The organism is Agrobacterium sp. 10MFCol1.1, assembly GCF_000381165.1.
Classification (GTDB): Bacteria; Pseudomonadota; Alphaproteobacteria; order Rhizobiales; family Rhizobiaceae; genus Agrobacterium; species Agrobacterium tumefaciens.
Genome location: NZ_KB906077.1, coordinates 171,793 through 192,524, shown reverse-complemented (window position 1 = coordinate 192,524; position 20,732 = coordinate 171,793). Strand labels below are relative to the sequence as shown.

The following is a 20,732-nucleotide window of genomic DNA, read 5'->3' as shown; positions in this document are numbered from 1 at the left end:
GTTGACCTCAGGAATCACGAAAAGGTTGCCTGGCCCCGCGCGCCATGCCAAAGAGCGCGGCATGGACGCTCAGATGACGAATTTCGAAACGAAGCTGCGCGATAACGCGGCACAGACCGAATCCCTGCTTGGTCGCCTGCTTTCCACAGAGGCGCGTGCGGATGAGATTACGCGCCCGCAAAACCTGCTCGACGCCATGCGTCATGGTGTGCTGAACGGCGGCAAACGCCTGCGGCCCTTCCTGGTCATAGAAAGCACGGCCTTGCTCGGCGGAAATGCCGAAGCAGCCCATTATGTCGGTGCCGCGCTGGAATGCCTGCATTGTTACTCGCTGGTGCACGACGATCTGCCAGCGATGGATGACGACGACCTGCGCCGCGGCCAGCCGACAGTGCACCGCAAATTCGACGAGGCGACCGCCATTCTCGCAGGCGACAGCCTGCTGACACTCGCCTTCGACATTATCGCATCGGACGAACATCCTCTTCAGGCAGACCGCAAGGCGGCTCTCGTGCTCTCGCTCGCCCGCGCCGCAGGCATCGGCGGCATGGCGGGCGGTCAGGCGCTCGATCTGGCTGCGGAAAAGAACGCACCTGATGAGGCCGGCATTATTACATTGCAGGCTATGAAAACCGGTGCGCTGCTGCGCTTCGCCTGCGAGGCAGGCGCGATCATCGCCGGCAGCGATGTTTCCGAAAGACAAAGACTGCGCCTCTTCGGTGAAAAGATCGGCCTTGCCTTCCAGCTTGCCGACGATCTCCTGGATCTGACCGCCGATGCCGCCACCATGGGCAAGGCAACCGGCAAGGATGCCGCACGCGGCAAGGGAACGTTGGTGGCACTACGCGGTGAAGACTGGGCGCGCCTCAAGCTTCAGGAACAGGTGGCGGAAGCCTCCGAACTTCTGGCCCCCTACGGCGAAAAGGCCGCGATACTCATCGCGGCCGCCAGATTCATCGCCGAACGGAAAAGCTGAGCCGGTTTCCCGGCTCACCGTTTTTCAGCCAATCAGCCCTTGAGCGGCGAAATCAGCACTTCGACGCGACGGTTCTGGGCGCGGCCATCCGGCGTTGCGTTCGAAGCGATCGGCTGCGAGGGGCCGAAGCCGAGCGTCGAAATACGGCGCTGGTCGACGCCGCGTGCGCCGAGATAATTTGCAACAGACGCCGCACGACGCTCGGAAAGCGCCTGGTTGTGCTGCTGGCTGCCGGTGGAGTCAGTATGGCCGTTGATGTCGATGAGCGTGCGGTTGAACTTGTTCAGCACGATGGCGACGGAATCGAGTGTCTGATAGAAGGGCGGGATGACCTGATCCTGATCCGTCGCGAAGGTGATGTTCGACGGCATGTTGAGAACGATGCTGTCGCCGCGGCGGCTAACGGAAACTCCAGTGCCCTGAAGCTGGGCGCGAAGCTCGGATTCCTGACCATCCATGTAATTGCCGATTGCGCCACCGGCGAGTGCACCGATGCCGGCGCCGATTAGGGCTGCGTTGCGGCGACCGACCGGCGAACCGCCGACAGCCAGACCACCGAGAGCACCGACGACAGCGCCGATACCAGCGCCGCCCGCCGTGTTCGACATCTTCTGCTCACCCGTATAGGGATCGGTGGTGGTGCACGCGGAAAGATAGGTCCCGCAAAGGGCAACGATCGCGATTTTTTTGATCATGTGTTTTGATGCTCCGAAGGGTTCAGGCGGTATGACAGTGGAATTTCGGCATTTTCACGGTAGTTTTTACTCCGCCGCATCTTTCCGGCCAAAACGCTTTTCGATGTAATCGATCACAAGCGCTTCAAAATCCGCGGCGATGTTGGGACCGCGCAGGGTGAGCGCCTTCTCGCCATCGATGAAGATCGGTGCAGCGGGGCTTTCCCCGGTTCCGGGCAGTGAAATGCCGATATCGGCATGTTTGCTTTCGCCGGGGCCATTAACGATGCAGCCCATGACAGCAACATTGAGCGCTTCCACACCGGGATACTTTTCACGCCAGATCGGCATGTTCTTGCGAATGTCATTCTGGATATTCTGGGCAAGTTCCTGAAAGACGGTAGAGGTGGTGCGCCCGCAGCCGGGACATGCCGCAACCACCGGAATGAACTGGCGGAAACCCATGACCTGCAGCAATTCCTGCGCCACCTGCACCTCGCGGGTGCGGTCGCCGTTCGGCTCCGGCGTCAGCGAGACGCGGATCGTGTCGCCAATACCGTGCTGCAGCACATAACCCATGGCGGCAGACGAGGCGACGATGCCCTTGGAACCCATGCCGGCTTCGGTAAGACCGAGATGCAGTGCGTGGTTGGAGCGTTCCGACAGCATCGAATAAACGGCAATCAGGTCCTGTACCTGGCTGACCTTGGCAGACAGTATGATGCGGTTGCGCGGCAGGCCGATTTCTTCGGCAAGCTCTGCGGAAATCAGTGCCGACTGGACGATGGCTTCGCGGGTGACTTGACGGGCAGAGAGCGGAAAACCCTCCTCCTTGTTCTTGTCCATCAGCGTCGTCAGCAATTCCTGATCGAGCGACCCCCAGTTCACGCCGATGCGAACCGGCTTGTCATAACGGATCGCCATTTCGACGATTTCGCCGAACTGCTTGTCCTTCTTGTCCTTGAAGCCGACATTGCCGGGATTGATGCGGTATTTCGCCAGTGCTTCGGCACAGGCCGGATGATCGGCCAGAAGCTTGTGGCCGATATAGTGGAAATCGCCAATCAGCGGCACGTCCATGCCAAGGCGCAGCAGCCGCTCGCGGATTTTCGGCACAGCGGCAGCGCTCTCATCGCGATCGACGGTGATGCGGACCATTTCAGAACCGGCCTGGAAGAGTGCCGCCACCTGCTGCACGGTGGCGTCGATATCCGCCGTGTCGGTATTGGTCATGGATTGTACGACGACAGGCGCACCGCCACCCACGATGACGCCCCCTACGTCGACGGCAACGGATGCACGGCGGGGCTTTGGATCGTAATCGGCGTGTGACGTCATGGCGGTCTCTGGAGCTTGCGGCAAGGTCTGGCAATTGAGGTGAAACAAGGGGGCCTGCTTGTCAACACCCAACGCATAAGAGCTTCTACTTTACCGCAATCATGGCAAAATTCGAGACGCCTATTCCTTGCCCGCACCATCCGCATGCCGGGCGAGCCGCGAAAGCAGCAAAACCACCACATGCAACAACGGCAGAGCGAGAAATACGGTGGCGAGGCCGGTATGTTCGGCAATGAAGCCGATGGCCGAGGGTGCTACCAGAATCCCGGAATAACCCATGGTGGTGACGACCGACAGGCCGATGCCGGGTGCCAGTCCCGGCATGTTCCCCGCCGCCGAAAAGGCGATCGGCACCATGTTGGAAATACCGATGCCGGCAATCGCGAAGCCGATGATCACAAACGTGGAATTTCCCGCAAGACCCGCAATCAGAAGGCCCGCAATCGACATGACTGAGCAGAACCGCAGGGTGTTGACCGCGCCGAACCGGTCGCGCACCAGATCCCCGGCAAAACGCATGGCCGCCATGGTCATGGAAAAGGCCGCGAAAGCAAAACCGGACTGGGACACGGAAGCGCCGAGTTCATTGCGCAGATAAAGGGCACCCCAATCGAGGATCGCGCCTTCCGGAATCATCGAAAACAGCGCCATCAGACCGATAATCCAAGGCAAGGGCGTCAGCGGCAAGCCACCTTTCGGACGCTCCTCCTCGGCATGCGGGCGATCCGCAAGAACGCGCGGCCACGCGACGACAAGCAAAACAAGGGCGATGACCGTCAACGCGATCGCATGCCCCTGCACGCCAATGGTCGTGATGAGATAGCCGCCAAGACCGGCACCGATCAGGCCGCCCAGGCTCCAGAAAGCATGGCACGACGACATGATGGCGCGGCGCATGTCACGCTCGACCGCCACCGCATTGGCGTTCATGGCGACATCCATCGCCCCTGTCAGCCCACCGAACAGGAAAACCGCAATCACACCCGCCCAGATCGTGTCTGCCCAGGAGATGAAAAGCAGTGTCGGCAAGAAAATAGCCGCACTCGCAAGGCTGACCGTTCGCGATCCGAAACGGGCGATCTGGGAACCGGCGATCGGCATGAAAACCAGCGAGCCGACGCCGAAAACCAGAATGATCAGGCCAAGCGCACTTTCACTGAGGGATAAGCGCGCCGCAAATTCCGGTATTTTGGGCGCCCACGATCCCATCATGAAACCGTTCATCAAAAACAGCAGGGATACACCGAGCCTGTGCCGCGTCAGATAGGACGAGCGCTTGACCGTCGGCGAAAATGTCGTGGGGCCGTTCATCGGTAATATCCTTCAGACTTGACCGTGAGAGAGTTGGACGGCGTCATCGTCGCCGAAATGAACTTGTACGCCTTTAGCCCACAGCGCCTCGACCAATGTGCGGTCGGCGTCATGTTCGAGCACCAGGGAAAGAGGCGGAGAAAAGTCGTGCACGTGAAACGCCGCCTTGTGGCCCAGCTTTTCCGTGGTGATGGCGGCAACAATCCGCTGGCTGGCGCTGCAGGCAAGCCGCTTGAACACGGCATCCTCGAAAATATCCGCCGACAGGCCGGTCTCAGCCGCAACACCGCAAACTCCAAGAATACACAGCTCGGGCCGCATCAGCTCGAGTTGCCGCAACGCCATGGCGTCGATGGCCGCACCGACGGCCGGATCGACCTTGCCGCCGATCATGATCAAAGCGATATCGGCGCGCCCCGTGAGTTCAGCGGCAATAGCAGGCGTATTCGTTACCACCGTCAATTTGAGACCGGCGGGGATAGCCCTTGCAATGGCCAGATTGGTGGAGCCGGCATCGATGAAGACGACCATGCCCGGCTCAAGCAGCGGAATTGCTGCGCACGCCAACGAAGCCTTGCGATCGGCATCCTCGGCGATCCGTGTCTTCAGCGGCACCGTCTTGCTATCGGAAAGCAACGCCCCGCCATAGACGCGCAGACACTCCCCGCGCGCCGCCATATCCCGCAGATCCCGGCGGACCGTGTCTTCCGAAACGCCGAAATTCTGGGCGAGATCCTGTGCAAGCACTCGGCCGCTTTGCCGCAACTGTGCAAGGATGAGCGCCTGCCGCTCGCTGACAAAATGATCGCTCATCGGGACTCATGCATAAACAGGAACAAACGTGCACGAACATGCATATTTGAGTTTTGGTGAAGGTGCAACAGCAAAACGCCCGCCGGGAGGGCGGGCGTTTATAACGAAAGACAAAATATCGCGGCTAGCGATGCCGTGTGGGCATCATTCCGCGTAGGCGATCAGCAGATCCTTTGCGTCGATCTGGTCACCCGGGCGCACGAGAACCTCGGCGACCTTGCCATCGCGTTCGGCGTGAAGCGCGGTTTCCATCTTCATGGCTTCGATGGAGAGCAGCACGTCGCCGGCCTTGACCTCCTGACCCTGGTTGATGAAGACGCGGCTGATCACGCCCGGCATCGGCGCACCAATATGTGTGCCATTGCCGAGTTCCGCTTTGCGGCGCACCGCAGAGCCGGATGCGCCATGAGCGCGATCCGGCACCTTGATGCGGCGCGGCTGGCCGTTGATCTCGAAGAACACCGTCACCATGCCCTTATCGTCAGTGCCGGAAGAGGCTTGATTGACGATGACCAGCGTTTTGCCGCGCTCGATATCGGCAAACAGCTCTTCACCGTCCTCCATGCCGTAGAAATACGCATGGGTGGGAAGCACGGAAACCGGACCGTAGGTCTCGGATGTCAGCGCGAAATCGGTAAACACCTTCGGATACATCAGATAGGATGCGAATTCGAAGTCGTTCACGGAACGCTCGAGTTTGGTCTCGATCGCCTTTCTCTCCGCATCGAGATCGGCATCCGGCAGCAAAGAGCCGGGACGAACCGTATAGGGCGCGTCACCCTTCAGCGCCTTTTTCTGCAGGGCTTCCGGCCAGCCGCCTGGCGACTGCCCAAGATCGCCCTTCAGCATCGAAACCACCGAGTCCGGGAAGGACACTTCGCGATCAGGATTTTCCACGTCGGCGACCGTCAGATCCTGGCTCACCATCATCAGCGCCATATCGCCGACAACCTTGGAGGACGGCGTGACCTTGACGATATCGCCGAACATCCGGTTGGCGTCGGCATAGGCCTGCGCGACCTCGTGCCAGCGGCTCTCGAGACCGAGCGAGCGCGCCTGCTCCTTGAGATTGGTGAATTGCCCACCGGGCATTTCATGCAAATAGACTTCCGAGGCAGGACCCTTCAGATCGCTTTCGAAAGCCGCATACTGGTTGCGCGCCGACTCCCAGTAGAACGAGATGCGGCGGATCCATTCCGTATCGAGACCCGTATCGCGTTCCGATCCGGCCAGCGCTTCCACGATGGAACCGAGGCAGGGCTGGGACGTGTTGCCCGAAAGCGCATCCATGGCGGCATCCACCGCATCCACGCCCGCATCGACGGCGGCAAGCACGGTCGCAGCCGCAATGCCGGATGTGTCATGCGTGTGGAAATGGATAGGCAGGCTGGTCGCCTCCCTCAGCGCCTTGAACAGCACCTTGGCAGCGGCAGGCTTCAGAAGTCCCGCCATATCCTTGACGGCGATGATGTGCGCGCCTGCACGCTCCAGCTCGGCGGCGAGGTTGGTATAATATTTCAGGTCGTATTTTGGACGCGCAGAATTGAGGATATCGCCCGTGTAGCAGATGGCCGCTTCGCAGAGCTTGTTCTCCTCGGTGATCGCATCCATCGATACGCGCATATTCTCCACCCAGTTCAGGCAGTCGAACACGCGGAACAGGTCGATACCGCCCTTCGCAGCCTGACGGACGAAATATTTCACGACATTGTCTGGATAGTTCTTGTACCCGACGCCGTTCGCACCGCGCAGCAGCATTTGCAGCAACAGGTTCGGCGCACCCTCGCGGATCAGCGCCAGGCGCTCCCACGGGTCTTCCGTCAGGAAGCGCATGGAAACGTCGAAAGTGGCGCCGCCCCAGCACTCCAGAGACAGAAGCTGCGGCAAGGCCTTGGCATAGACACTTGCGACGCCGGCAATGTCATGGGTACGCATGCGCGTGGCCAGCAGCGACTGATGGCCGTCGCGCATCGTTGTGTCCGTTACCAGCACCCGCTTTTCGTTGCGCATCCAGTCGGCAAAGCCCTTCGGCCCCAGCCGGTCGAGCAATTGCTTGGTTCCATCAGGCGTCGGCGCATCGATATAGGGAACCACCGGCTGTGCCGCATTTGCCGGTGGCTTAACGCGGCCCTTGGTTTCCGGATGCCCGTTCACCGTTACATCGGCAAGATAGGTGAGCAGCTTCGTAGCGCGGTCCTGACGCTTGACCTGTGCAAACAGCTCCGGCGTCGAATCGATGAAGCGGGTCGTATAGGTGTTGTTGCGGAAACTCGCATGGCCAATAATGGCCTCGAGGAAGGTCAGGTTGGTCGCAACACCGCGAATTCGGAATTCGCGCAGCGCGCGGTCCATGCGGCTGATCGCTTCATCCGGCTGCGGCGCCCAGGCCGTTACCTTCACCAAAAGCGGATCGTAATAACGGGTAATGATCGCCCCCGAATAGGACGTCCCGCCATCCAGACGAATGCCGAAGCCGGACGCCGAGCGGTACGCCGTTATACGGCCGTAGTCGGGAATGAAATTGTGCTCCGGGTCTTCCGTGGTGATACGGCACTGCAGCGCATGGCCGTTGAGGCGGATATCCTCCTGTTTCGGAACACCCGATTCCGGCGTGCCGATGGCGGCCCCTTCCAGAATATGGATTTGCGCCTTGACGATATCGATGCCGGTCACGACTTCGGTGACGGTATGCTCCACCTGAATGCGCGGATTGACCTCGATGAAGTAGAATTTGCCGGTATCGACATCCATCAGATATTCGACCGTGCCGGCGCCGATATAATTGGTCGCAGCCGCAATCTTCAAGGAATAGGCGGCCAGTTCCTGACGCTGCGCTTCGCTGAGATAGGGTGCCGGCGCGCGCTCAACCACTTTTTGATTGCGGCGCTGGATCGAACAATCGCGCTCGAACAGATGCACGACATTGCCGTGGGTATCACCGAGAACCTGGCTCTCGACGTGGCGGGCGCGCTCGAGCAGCTTTTCGAGATAGACCTCGTCCTTGCCGAAAGCAGCCTTCGCCTCGCGCTTGGCCTCGGTGACCTCGCGTGCCAGATCCTCCTTTTTGCGGATGGCGCGCATGCCGCGACCGCCGCCGCCCCAGGAGGCCTTCAACATCACGGGATAACCGATCTCTTCGGCCAGCCGCTCGACCTCGGCCATATCGTCCGGCAGCGGCTTGGTTGCAGGAACAACGGGAACATTGACCGAGATCGCCAGATTGCGGGCGGCAACCTTGTTGCCGAGCTGGCGCATCGTATCCGCCGTCGGTCCGATGAAGGTAATGCCAGCCTTGTTACAGGCCTCGACGAATTCGGGGCTTTCGGACAAAAGGCCGTAACCGGGATGGATCGCGTCCGCGCCGGAAAGTCTGGCCACGCGGATGACCTCCTCAATCGAAAGATAGCTCTCGATCGGTCCCATATCCTTGGCGAGATGCGGACCCCTGCCGACCTGATAACTTTCATCCGCCTTGAAGCGGTGCAAAGACAGCTTGTCCTCTTCCGCCCAAATGGCGACGGTTTTTATCCCCAGCTCGTTCGCTGCCCGGAAAACTCGGATCGCAATTTCGGATCGGTTGGCAACAAGTATTTTCGATATTTTCAAGACGGTCTCCCCACACGCCAAAACAGAATTTCTGCTGCACTGCGGAATTAAGCAGCAAAACCCGGTCTTGAAAAGGGCAATTCGGGAGAGAAGCGTACTGTCGTAACTAGCTCAGCAAGCCGTTACGAAAGGCGAGTGCTACAGTATGCTGCCTGTTCTTGGCGCTGAACCGACGCTGGATTCCATTGATATACCAGTCGACCGTGTGATTGGAGATCGATAGCTGGCGTCCAATTTCGGTTGAGGTCATGCCATCAGCCATCAGCGTCAGCACTTCCATTTCCCGCCTTGTAAGTTCAAGAGCGGAAACATTCGGCGCGTTGTTGAGGTTATGGACCTGACCTGAAAGATCGAGCAGACGCCAGAACACCGCGCGCGTGGCCGCATCCAGCAGCTCAACGTGCAACGAGGGCAATTGCCGGTCCTCGCCGCCAAGGAACACCGCGCCGATGAATCCCGCGCGCCCGTGCACCGGAAAGGCATACCCACCCTGCAGACCGTAACGGCCGGCATCGTGAAAAAACACATTCGCCCTTTTTCGATGCATCGCGCGGGGCAGGCCCTCAAGCGCCTCTTTCCACTGAAACGGCTTGTGCACCATGCCGATCACCTTACGGACGGGATCGACGAGATTATATTTCTTGGCGCGGTAGACCTCGATCCACCCTTCCGGGAGATGTTGTGCGAGAATCTGGCCGGTGGAAGCAAGCTCCCCGGTCATCCGCCGGCTGACGAGGAAATATTCGAAACCATATTCGCGAATAAGTGTTACAAATTCGGAGCGAACACGATCAGCGTTTCCCGCCTGGTAGCACGCAGAGATGAAGTGAAGAATATCATGCATAAAGACACATGCCCGGAGCTTGGCTGGAAGGGATGACATGAAGGACATGGTCCCGCGAGGACGTCATGTTACTCGGGCGCCGGTCGGTTCAGACTGAACATATCGTCGTTAGCAATCCCTGAAACGAACATGCAAAATCTTGTGACGGCGTCCCCTAGAAACATCGGGTTCAGTTTTTTTTCGGTTCGCACGCGTGCTCGGTTTGTTAAGCCGCCATTCAGACTGAAAGAGCGATAATTACACAAATTTCGCCGTCTCATGCAACCTTGCTAAAACAGCATTGTATTGAGACCGAACAATCAACCGCTCGAAACAGACGCTGGACTGGATTGAAAATTTGACTTTGTTTCAGGTTTACACACGCGCCCTGCGCTATCTGACCGTACATAAATGGCGGGTGTTGATCGTTGTCATCGCCAACATCATTCTTGCAGCGATCACCATTGCCGAACCCGTGCTGTTTGGACGGATCATCGACGCCATCTCCTCCGGCTCCGATGTCACGTCCATCCTCATCCTGTGGGCGGGTTTCGGCGTCTTCAACACCGTGGCTTATGTCGCTGTCGCCCGCGAGGCCGACCGGCTGGCCCACGGTCGCCGCGCGACCCTGCTGACGGAAGCCTTCGGCCGGATCATCTCCATGCCGCTCTCCTGGCACCATCTGCGCGGTACCTCGAACGCGCTGCATACGCTTCTGCGCGCCAGCGAGACGCTGTTCGGCCTGTGGCTCGAATTCATGCGCACGCATCTGGCGACTTTCGTCGCACTCGTACTGCTTATTCCGACAGCCATTGCCATGGACCTGCGCCTCAGCTTCGTCCTGATCGGTCTTGGCATCGTCTACTGGTTCATTGGCAAGTGGGTGATGGGCCGCACCAAGGATGGCCAGGCTTCGGTCGAGGAGCATTATCACAGCGTTTTTGCCCATGTCAGCGATTCCATCAGCAACGTGTCCGTCCTGCACAGCTACAACCGCATCGAGGCTGAAACGAAGGCGCTGAAATCCTTCACCGAAAAACTGCTGAGCGCCCAATATCCGGTGCTCGACTGGTGGGCTTTCGCAAGTGCCTTGAACCGCACTGCGTCCACCGTTTCGATGATGATCATCCTCGTCATCGGCACCGTGCTGGTAAAGAACGGCGAATTGCGCGTCGGTGACGTCATTGCCTTCATCGGTTTCGCCAATCTTCTCATCGGCCGTCTCGATCAGATGCGTCAGTTCGTGACCCAGATTTTCGAGGCGCGCGCAAAGCTCGAGGATTTCTTCGTGCTCGAGGATTCCGTCAAGGAACGGGAAGAACCGGGCGACGCCCGGGAATTGTCCAATGTCTCCGGCACCGTGGAGTTCCGCAACGTCAATTTCGGTTTCGCCAACACCAAGCAGGGCGTCCACGACATCTCGTTTACGGCCAAGGCCGGCCAGACGATTGCCATCGTCGGACCGACGGGTGCGGGCAAGACCACGCTCATCAATCTTCTGCAGCGTGTCTATGATCCAGATTCAGGCCAGATTCTGATCGATGGAACCGACATCTCGACGGTGACGAAGAACTCGCTCAGAAACTCCATCGCCACGGTGTTCCAGGATGCCGGCCTTCTCAACCGCTCCATCCGCGAAAACATCCGCCTTGGTCGCGAATCTGCTACCGATGCGGAGGTCGTGGAAGCAGCAGCAGCTGCTGCTGCGACGGATTTCATCGACAGCCGTATCACCGGCTACCTGACCCAGGTGGGTGAACGCGGCAACCGCCTGTCCGGTGGCGAGCGCCAGCGTATCGCCATTGCGCGTGCTATCCTGAAGAACGCTCCCATCCTGGTCCTTGACGAGGCAACCAGCGCGCTGGACGTGGAAACGGAAGCACGGGTTAAGGCCGCCGTGGACGCGCTGAGAATGAACCGCACGACCTTCATCATCGCCCACCGCCTTTCCACGGTGCGCGATGCCGATCAGGTGCTGTTCCTCGATCAGGGCCGTATCATTGAAAAGGGCACGTTCGACGAGCTCAGCCAGCGTGGCGGACGCTTTACCTCGCTGCTGCGCACCAGCGGCCTGCTGACAGAGGACGAGGGCCAGCCCCGGCCGAAAGCCATCGCCTCCTGACACTCTGGCTTACGGAATATAATAAGGGCGGGCACCGTGGTGTCCGCCCTTTTTCTTTGTCCGTTTTCCAAGGTCTGCGAAGCTGCAGACATGTGCCTTGATAATGCAGGAAAGGGCCAAGCCTTAGCCTTAGCCTTAGCCTTAGCCTTGGCCTTGGCCTTGGCCTTGGCCATCAGCATTCAGCGATCCAACAGCGCAGAAACATGGCTCTGTAAAACTGCTCTGCCTGCGTGCCACGTCGAGAGGAGCACGGCTCACATTCTCGTTGGCCCTTGCAAGACCGTCGCGAGGCTGTGTCATTTCTCTAATTGAGATGATGCTGGAGATACCCGCCAGGACAAAGCTGTTACCGCGCCTCCGTACAGACAAACAATACCAGGGCAGCCACAATAAAAATTAAGGCCCCTGCGTCACCGCAGGAGCCTGATTTTAAAAGCAAACGTAGAGCCGGTCGTCAGTCGAACGGGATCACCCGATCGTCAGCCGACAGGGGCTTGCCGTCGACGGATACAGAGACCTCTGCCGTGCCGGCCTTACGGCTGACGACGATGTCCTTTGCTTTACCGTCCAGCGTGATCTTCACCGAGAAGCCGCTCCAGTCTTCGGGCAGCGACGGCGCGATGTGAAGCTTGCCTTCGGTTCGGGTGATACCGAGAATGCCCTCGATCGCGGCGCGATAGAGCCAGCCGGCGGAACCCGTGTACCAGCTCCAGCCGCCGCGACCTGCATAAGCGCCCTCACCATAGACATCGGCGGTCACCACATAAGGTTCGACCCGATAGGTTTCGGACGATGCCGCGTCGAGCGCATGGTTGACGGGGTTGAGCAGCTTGAAGCAATTCCACGCCTCCTGCGCACGCCCCTGCTTGGCAAGGGCAAGCACTACCCAGGTCGCCGCGTGGGTATATTGTCCGCCGTTTTCGCGCACACCCGGCGGATATCCCTTGATATAACCCGGGTCATGCGGCGCCCGCGAGAATGGCGGGGTGAACAGACGGATGATACCGGCCTTTTCATCGACCAGATGCTCAATGACGGCGTCCATCGCCTGCCGTGACCGGCCTTCTTCACCCTCGCCGGAAAGAACACTCCAGCTCTGGCCAAGTGAATCGATCTGGCATTCCTCGCTGGTGGCGGAACCGAGCGGCGTGCCGTCATCGAAATAACCGCGACGGTAGTAGCTGCCGTCCCAACCCGCAGTTTCGAGAGCATTGCGAAGCTTTTCGCGATGCGCCGACCACCTGCCGACACGGTCTGCATCACCGCGCTTTTCGGCGATCGCTATGAAATCGCGAAGCGCTCCGGCCAGGAACCAGCCAAGCCAGACACTGGTGCCCTTGCCGCCGATGCCGACACGGTTCATGCCGTCGTTCCAGTCACCGCCGAGGATCAGCGGCAGACCGTTTTCGCCGGTGCGATGGATCGCGAGATCAAGCGCCAGAGCCGCGTGTTCGTAGAGGCTAGCGGATTTGTCGCTCGTCTCCGGCTGGAAGAAGGCATCGTGCTGCCCCGGCATCAATGCCGGTCCCTTGATGAAGGGGATGTTTTCATCAAGGATGGCCGCATCACCCGTAGCCGAGACATACTGGTTGATCGCATAAGCGAGCCAGACCACGTCATCAGAGATCGTCGTGCGGACACCGGCACCGGTCAAAGGCAGCCACCAATGCTGGACATCGCCTTCAGCAAACTGGCGGCCTGCCGCACGCAGGATCTGCTTGCGAGCGAGATCCGGCTGGTAGAGCAGGAATGCCAGCGTGTCCTGAAGCTGGTCACGGAAGCCGAAGGCGCCGCTCGACTGATAGAAGGCCGTGCGCGCCAGGATGCGGCACGCCAGCGCCTGATAGGGCAACCAGCTATTGACCATGTGGTTGAAGCCGGCATCGGGCGTGGTAACCTGCAACTGGCCGGTAAAGCCAGTCCAGAACGCCTTGCTGCCCTCCAGTACCGACTGGAAATCCGCCGCACGGACTTGTTCGACCAGCGTTGCCGCCTCCTCCGCATTGTCGGCATCGCCGAGAATGAAGGTCATATGCCGTTCTTCGCCCGGCTTCAGGTGGATTTCCTGCATCAAGGCGGCGCAGGGATCGCCGTCCACCTCGGTGCTGCCACTGAGTGCCGCACCGGACACGATGCCCTGTGGAGCCTGTGCAGAACCGAAGCGGCCGATAAATTCACGGCGGCTGGTGGTAAAGCCGCTTGCCTCGCTGTCGAGCGTCAGGAAGGCAGTGCGGGTGCTATAGTCGATGCTGTAAGGGTTCGAAGCAAAAATCGCATTGCTGCCGGCATCGTGCCTGCTCAGGATGAACGGCGCAGATTTCTGGCCATTATTGCCCAGCACCCATTCCACATAAGCATAGACTTTCAGGCGGCGGCTTTTCGAACCCTTGTTGCGTACGATGAGCTGCGAGAACTTGACCGGCTTTTCACGGTCTACCGTCTGCGTCACCTCGACTTCAAGCTTATCCGTCTTGCCGGTCATTACGGAGTAACCGAGACCATGACGGGTTTCGAACAGGGCTTCCGGATCACGCGAAAGGGCAGCACAGGGCGTATAGAGCTTTCCTGTTTCAACATCGGCAACATAGAAGGCCTCGCCCGGCCGGTTGATGACCGGATCGTTGCTCCAGGGTGTCAGCTGATAGTCACGGGAATTGCGGCTCCAGGTGAAACCAGCGCCTTCCGCCGACACATGGAAGCCGAAACTTTCGTTCGAGATGACGTTGATCCAAGGATGCGGCGTGGATTGCCCACCATGCAGGCGCACGACATATTCCTCTCCGCTTTTGGCGAAACCACCAAAACCGTTCCAGAAATCGAGATCGCCCGCATCCTCGACAGCTTCAGCGACGGGGAACGCAGGCACCGGCAGGCGAGCCTGCGCGGCCTCAGTCGCGCCGTCAGGACCGCGATGCGCCGCAAAAAGCGACACGGCGCGGTTGATCTGGTCGACAATCTTGCCATTCCGCACATGCAGCACGACACGGGAGGCCGCCAGAAGCGCGCTCCAGGTCTCTTCGTCCATCAAGTCGCGGCGAACGGAGAACACATGTGGCCTACCACCGTCGGCGGGATTGATTCGACGCTGTGCCTCGGAAATATGATCCAGCGCATGCTGCATATCCTGTGCATACGACGCGGCCCGTTCGTTGACGATGACGAGGTCAAAGATCACGCCGCGCGAACGCAGATATTCGTGGGCGCTGAGCGCCTCACGGGCAATATCCATGTCCATATCGTCGTTGATACGAAGGCTGAAGATCGGGAAATCGCCCGAAATGGCAAGCGGCCAAAGCGCCCGCTGCGAAGCGAGGCCCGTTTTCAGCGTTTCCGAATCCGCGCGCAGATGCATGTCCGGATAGGTCAGATAACGGCCGAGATGCTGGAAAGCGGCGGCCTGCTGCGAAGTGACACCCACATGGCGCATCTGCACCTGCGTGCGCGTCCATGCATGCACGAGTTCGTGGGCAAATGCGTCCGGATGGCGATAACGATCGATCGCCTTGTCGACTTCCTCGCGGCTCGGCGCGGCAATCGTCCAGAAAATCACGCTCACCTTCTTGCCGGCCGGTACCCGCACAGTGCGGCGCAACGACAGGATTGGATCGAGCGTGAAGCCGTCGGTGTTGGAAAGCGTAGCACCCGTATCGAATGCAGCCGCTTCACCGAGCGATCTGCCACGGCCGATGAACTTGGCGCGGTCCGTCTCGAACTCCGTCGGGCGCGACGGGCCGGCGTTATCGGCAGCAAGATGCGCGATGATCGTTCCGGGCTCATTCGGGCTGCGGCGGTTACGCCAGGCGCGGATGACATCGCCGCGCCGGCCGATCTCCGTCTGCACGAACATGCGCGAGAACAGCGGATGGGCGTTGTCGTCGTCTTCCGACGCTATGACCGGCTCCATATAGGAGGTCACTTCAATGTAGCGATCCTCGGAACCGACATTGAGCAGCGTGACGCGGCGGCCATCGGCATCGTGCTCGGTGGCGACGATGCATTCAACGACGCTCTGCAGATCGCCGACATTCTTGTGGAATTCGGCCTTGTCGTCGGTGAAGATCGTCTTGGTCTTTTCGCCTTCGATGACACGCGGCTCAGCCGTCGCACTCCACCATTGTCCATTGGTGGTATCGCGCAGGAAGATGAAGGTTCCCCAACGATCTTCGGTCGGGTCGGCCTTCCAGCGGGAAATCGCCTGACCGTTCCATTTCGAATATCCAGCACCGGTTGAGGTGAGCATCGTCGAATAATGGCCGTTCGACAGGAACACCACTTCGCGGTCGCGCACGGCCGGGTCGGCGATGGAGCGCACTTCCGCACGCAGCAGGTCTGCCTGTTCCTTGCCTGGGGTTTCCGGCTCGTATTTGGCGCTCATGACAGGCACTTCGCGCGGTGCCTTTTCCTGCAACAGGAGTTCGGCCGCCTCGATTACCGGGTCGGAATGGAAGAGTTCGCGCAATACACCGTCAAAGGCGACGTTGGCGACAGCCGCGATCGACATGCCGTGGTGGTGGGCATAATAGTTGTAGACCACCGCGCAGACCTTGCCGTCAGGCACACGTGTCGGCGTGAAATCCACGGCATCATGGAAGCCGTACTGTCCAAGCGCGCCAAGCTTGCGCAGCTTGTCGAGGTTTTCCAGCGCACCGTCAGGATCGTACTGGCTTGCGAGGATCGACGCATAGGGTGCGATGACAGCATTCTGGCCGAGACCGCGCTTGAGGCCAAGCGTCGGCACACCGAAGTTGGTGTACTGGTAGTTCATGTTGTGATCGCGGGCGTTGAACGCCGCTTCGGAAATGCCCCATGGCGTGCCGAGACGGCGGCCGTGGTTCATCTGTTCCTTGACGATCAGATTGTTGGTCTGGTTGAGAATGCCACCCTGACGCTCCTGCATGACGAGCGGAGGCATCAGATATTCGAACATCGAACCCGACCAGGAGACCAACGCGCCCTGCGCACCGATCGGCACGACCTGGCGGCCGAGACGGTACCAGTGCTCGGTCGGCAGATCGCCCTTGGCGATGGCAAACAGGCTGGTCAGGCGGCATTCGGACGCCAGAAGGTCGTAGCAGGCCTCGTCCAGTTCCTTGCTTTCGACGCGGTAGCCGATCGACAGAAGACGGCGATCCTTGCGATAAAGGAACGTGAAATCCATCGAGAAAGCGAGGTTGCGGCTGCGGTCGCGCAGCGATGCAAGACGCTGGCGTAGCGGCTCCATATTGGTGAGGTCGATGGCGCTGTCTGAAATATGCGCCTCGCAGCAATCCACGAGCAATTGCGCCCAGCGGGTCACTTCCGCGCTCTGCGCAGACTTCACTTCGTGATCGACATTGGTGGCGAGCTTCTGGATGTCGCGCGCGAGTACCGCAAGATTGATGACGCGGATCGATGCGAATTCATGCTCGCGCTTGACCGAGGCAAGAGCGTTCGAAAAACCGATGATGCGTTCTTCGAGGCGGCGATGCAGCGGACGCAGGTTCTTGCGGTCGTCAGGTAGCGCTTTCAGCGTTTCGCGCAGAATACCGGCGAGATCGCCGATACCGTCGAGATTACCCTGAAGATGCGCGGAAGGCGCTTCTGCCCACTGGCGGCAGGCAGACGAAACCGCAATCAGGTGACCGGCGAGATTACCGCTGTCCACCGCCGAAACGTAACGGGGGCCAAGTGTCTGCAGCGTGTCCGTATGGTACCAGTTGTAGAGATGGCCGCGATGTTTCTCCATCTTCTCGACGGTCTGGATCGTGTTCTCGATCCGCTCCAGCGTATCGGCAAAGCTGATCCAGCCAAACTGGCGCGCCGAAATGATGGAAAGCAGGTAAACGCCGATATTGGTAGGCGATGTACGCGAGGCAACAATCGGCTCCGGCGTTTCCTGGAAGTTGTCCGGCGGCAGGTGGTTTTCCTGCGGCGTCACGAAGGCTTCGTAATAACGCCATGTGCGACGCGCGATCTTGCGAAGCTCGAAAGAGACGTGTTCCGAAACGAACAGCCGGTCTTCGGTTTCCGCCGACTGGCTGACATACCAGGCAACGGCGGGAGACAGAACCCAGAGCAGAGTAAAGGGAATGCCGATCAGGAAGGCATTGTCACCGGGCAGCGCCGCAAACAACAGGCCGAGCATGGCCACAACAGGCGCATGCCACATCTGGCGGAAATAATAGGTGATGCCGCCCTGGGCGCTAGACTGCATGCTGGCGGCGGTGCGCCATTCCAGCATCAGCTTGTGGCTGACGAGCAGACGGTAGAGCGAACGGACAATTGCATCCGTCATCATGCAGGCAGAATCGGCAATGAAGACGATACGCAACGCAACCTGCGCATTGGTGGCGCGGATTTCCGACCAGATGGTATGGAAATGGGCCTGCGGCACGATATCAGTGGAGCGCGGCACGAGGCCGGAAAGCAGCGAGAGCGTCGGAGCGACGAACAGCGAGAAGATCAGCAGGATCTGCCAGATCAGCGCTCCGAGCGGGTCCATGAAATACCAGCCGAGGATCGAGGCAAAGAACCAGGCAATCGGCGTCAGCGAACGGCGCAGGTTATCGACCATCTTCCACCGGCCGATCGCGGTAACACCACGGGCGCGGTCGAGAATATAGGGAAGCAGCTGCCAGTCGCCACGCGCCCAGCGATGCTGGCGTGAGACTTCCACCTCGTAGCGGGTTGGGAAATCCTCGACCAGCTCCACATCGGTCACCAGCGCGCAGCGCGCAAAGGATCCTTCGAGCAAATCATGGCTGAGGATGGAGTTTTCCTCGATCCGGCCCTTAAGAGCCGCCTCAAAGGCATCTACGTCGTAAAGACCCTTGCCGGTGAAGGTGCCTTCGGAGGTCAGGTCCTGATAAACGTCGGAAACGGTGAAGACGTAAGGGTCGATACCGCGATTGATCGAGAAGACACGCTGGAAGACGGAGGCATCCTTGCCCGTCGTCAGCGAAGGCGTAACGCGCGGCTGCAACAGGCCATAACCTTCAACCACACGTCCCGAGACCGGATCGATGACGGGGCGGTTGATCGGGTGATGCATCTTGCCGACGAGCTTGGTCACCGCATCGCGCATCAGGCGCGTATCGGCATCAAGCGTCATGACGTATTTAACATCGGCCGGCACGATATTGGCGCCACCGAGGAATGTCGTGTCCTTGTCGCCGCGCAGCAGCATGTTCAGTTCATGCAGCTTGCCACGCTTGCGCTCCCAGCCCATCCAGCAGCCTTCGGACGGGTTGTAGATGCGGCGGCGGTGCAACAGGTAAAAACGCGTCTTGCCATCGAAGGCATAACGGCTGTTCAGCGCCGACAGTTCGCGCTTGGCATATTCGAGAATCTCGAGATCGTCGCCGGACTGCTCATATTGGGCATCGCGCCAGTCGCTGACCAGCGCGAAATAAATCTCGCCATGCGGATTGGCGAGATAATGCACCTCGATATTGCGCATCATCTCATCGACGCTGTCGCGGCTGGTCAACATGCAAGGCACGGCAACAAGCGTGCGGGCGTCCTGTGGAATACCGTTCTTGAACTCGTATCCGACCAACCGGAACGGCTTCACGAAGAAAGTGACGAGCGTGTTGAACAGACCGGTCGCGCCTTCCGAAGCAGGCAATGCAAACATCAAGAGGAATGCGGTCACCACATACCAGGGCATGCCCGCTTCGGCCAGGAACCAGCCGACGGCAAGCATGACGAGCGCGGTGATGAGAAACACTGGCGCCGCAATTGCGAGCCAGTTGAACTTGCGCATTGACCGGACGATATGCTGCGAGACCAGCGGCCTGTAAGCGAGCACCTTTTCAAGCTCGAACCGGCGCTCGCCGACGAGTACGGAGCCGACATTGACGCGATGGTTTTCAGACACCTCGGCAGGCTCGCCGGATCTCGCCATTTCCACGGCGGCACGCGCGACCTCTACCTCTGTCTTGGGGGAGCGACGCGCCAGAAGCTCGATCGTGTTGCGATAGGTGTTGCGAGAACCGAAATCGAGAATCTCGTAATCGGTTTCCTCGCGCAGAACCTTGTCGATATGGCTGACTTCCTCGAACCACACCGACCATTCGGTATCGTCGATTTCCCTCAGGCTCTTGACGATATTGCCCATCGTCACATTGCCGGAGGCCAGCCGGTTGTGTTCCGACATCATGACGTTTTCAGCGTCGGTGCCCGCAGCATGCAGGCGTTCTTCAAGCCAGGCCACCGCAAAACCCGAAGTCTGCGAGCCGTTTCTGAGGCGATAGAGGAACTGCGTCGCAAACGTCGGGTCATCGACCAGCGAATCGACCTGCTTGAGAAGTGCCGCGGAGGCTTCCGCATCGTTCAGGCGAATGATTTCGTCGACAACTTCATTCGCCTTCTGGCGCATGCGGCGCGAGCGTTCCACGCGAATGGAAATGCGGCGAAGATTTTCGATGAGGACGAAACGGATGATGGAGGGCAGCGCCCACAATTCGCCGATCTGCAGCGTCTTCGACGTCTGGTAGCCATCCACCAGCGCCGTCATGTTCTCGCGCGAGACCGTGCTGTGTGTATGGGCGACATAAAGCCAGCCGAGCGCCATGACCCGCGGGATCGTCACGCCGCCCACCGTCATTGTCGGCAGCTGGCGATAGAACTTGCGAGGAAAATCGCGGCGGACTTCCTGGATCGCCTCTTCGATGACGTAGTGGTTGTCGAGCAGCCATTCCGCCGCCGGCGTTATCGTCGCGCCATTTTCCGCGTCGACGGCCGTTGTGCGGTAGACCCGCAGGATTTCCTTCTCGTTCTCACGGTGGCGCTCGAAGAAGTCGAACTCCATGAAGCCGGGAAGGGTATCGGCACCGTCGCGCGAAAGCGCGGCACCGGCATCATGCAGTTCCTCGACCGTCATATAGGACGCGCGGATCGAATCATTGTGATCGATCTGCTTCGTCTCGGAATCACGGGCGGCGGCGGTCGGGGTAATATGAAATGACATCGGCTCGTATTCTGAACTTTATGGAGAATTGTTCGACTTGACCGGCGTTTCGTCCGTGGCGGGAATACGCACGAAATCGGGCCACGCTATATTTATGACTTATCCTGAACCTTCGGTGA

General features: G+C 59.5%; 9 protein-coding genes. 2 read left to right on the top strand and 7 right to left on the bottom strand.

What is annotated here, in order from left to right:
• Positions 1-61: 61 nt before the first annotated feature.
• Positions 62-976 (top strand): polyprenyl synthetase family protein, encoded by a 915-nt coding sequence (locus F617_RS0116160; RefSeq protein ID WP_019566012.1) that lies wholly within the window; start codon positions 62-64, stop codon positions 974-976.
• A 32-nt stretch (positions 977-1,008) separates the two neighbouring features.
• Here the strand turns inward: F617_RS0116160 and F617_RS0116155 are convergent, their stop codons facing one another.
• The 6 genes from F617_RS0116155 to F617_RS0116130 all read right to left on the bottom strand — a co-directional run bounded on the left by F617_RS0116155 (position 1,009) and on the right by F617_RS0116130 (position 9,562).
• Positions 1,009-1,671, bottom strand: coding sequence for an OmpA family protein (locus F617_RS0116155; RefSeq protein ID WP_019566011.1), 663 nt, complete (start codon positions 1,669-1,671; stop codon positions 1,009-1,011).
• Between the two features lie 66 nt (positions 1,672-1,737).
• Positions 1,738-2,988, bottom strand: coding sequence for a flavodoxin-dependent (E)-4-hydroxy-3-methylbut-2-enyl-diphosphate synthase (gene ispG / locus F617_RS0116150; RefSeq protein ID WP_003516555.1), 1,251 nt, complete (start codon positions 2,986-2,988; stop codon positions 1,738-1,740).
• A gap of 120 nt (positions 2,989-3,108) precedes the next feature.
• Positions 3,109-4,299, bottom strand: a complete 1,191-nt coding sequence (locus F617_RS0116145; RefSeq protein WP_019566010.1) for an MFS transporter — start codon at positions 4,297-4,299, stop codon at positions 3,109-3,111.
• A 12-nt stretch (positions 4,300-4,311) separates the two neighbouring features.
• Positions 4,312-5,112 carry a DeoR/GlpR family DNA-binding transcription regulator gene (locus F617_RS0116140; RefSeq protein ID WP_019566009.1) on the bottom strand — a complete coding sequence of 267 codons (801 nt, stop codon included), beginning with the start codon at positions 5,110-5,112 and terminating at the stop codon, positions 4,312-4,314.
• Positions 5,113-5,256: 144 nt separating this feature from the next.
• The gene (pyc, locus tag F617_RS0116135; protein ID WP_019566008.1) at positions 5,257-8,718 is read right to left on the bottom strand and encodes a pyruvate carboxylase; all 3,462 of its coding nucleotides are present in this window, start codon (positions 8,716-8,718) and stop codon (positions 5,257-5,259) included.
• Between the two features lie 106 nt (positions 8,719-8,824).
• Positions 8,825-9,562 carry a LuxR family transcriptional regulator gene (locus tag F617_RS0116130; protein ID WP_003516548.1) on the bottom strand — a complete coding sequence of 246 codons (738 nt, stop codon included), beginning with the start codon at positions 9,560-9,562 and terminating at the stop codon, positions 8,825-8,827.
• A 337-nt stretch (positions 9,563-9,899) separates the two neighbouring features.
• Here F617_RS0116130 and F617_RS0116125 point away from each other — a divergent pair, with 337 nt between their 5' ends.
• A complete protein-coding gene (locus F617_RS0116125; protein ID WP_013636948.1) occupies positions 9,900-11,663 on the top strand; it encodes a glucan ABC transporter ATP-binding protein/ permease in 1,764 nt (587 codons plus the stop codon).
• A gap of 454 nt (positions 11,664-12,117) precedes the next feature.
• On the opposite strand, the gene F617_RS0116120 is transcribed toward F617_RS0116125, so the two are convergent.
• Complete coding sequence (locus F617_RS0116120) at positions 12,118-20,613, bottom strand: GH36-type glycosyl hydrolase domain-containing protein (RefSeq protein WP_019566007.1); 8,496 nt, start codon at positions 20,611-20,613, stop codon at positions 12,118-12,120.
• Between the last annotated feature and the right edge of the window lie 119 nt (positions 20,614-20,732).

What these genes read in the sequence shown, in the direction of transcription:
- F617_RS0116145 (WP_019566010.1), bottom strand. Translation starts at nt 4,299, where the DNA reads ATGAACGGCCCCACGACATTTTCGCCGACGGTCAAGCGCTCGTCCTAT.
- F617_RS0116120 (WP_019566007.1), bottom strand. Translation starts at nt 20,613, where the DNA reads ATGTCATTTCATATTACCCCGACCGCCGCCGCCCGTGATTCCGAGACG.
- F617_RS0116130 (WP_003516548.1), bottom strand. Translation starts at nt 9,562, where the DNA reads ATGCATGATATTCTTCACTTCATCTCTGCGTGCTACCAGGCGGGAAAC.
- ispG (WP_003516555.1), bottom strand. Translation starts at nt 2,988, where the DNA reads ATGACGTCACACGCCGATTACGATCCAAAGCCCCGCCGTGCATCCGTT.
- F617_RS0116155 (WP_019566011.1), bottom strand. Translation starts at nt 1,671, where the DNA reads ATGATCAAAAAAATCGCGATCGTTGCCCTTTGCGGGACCTATCTTTCC.
- F617_RS0116140 (WP_019566009.1), bottom strand. Translation starts at nt 5,112, where the DNA reads ATGAGCGATCATTTTGTCAGCGAGCGGCAGGCGCTCATCCTTGCACAG.
- F617_RS0116160 (WP_019566012.1), top strand. Translation starts at nt 62, where the DNA reads ATGGACGCTCAGATGACGAATTTCGAAACGAAGCTGCGCGATAACGCG.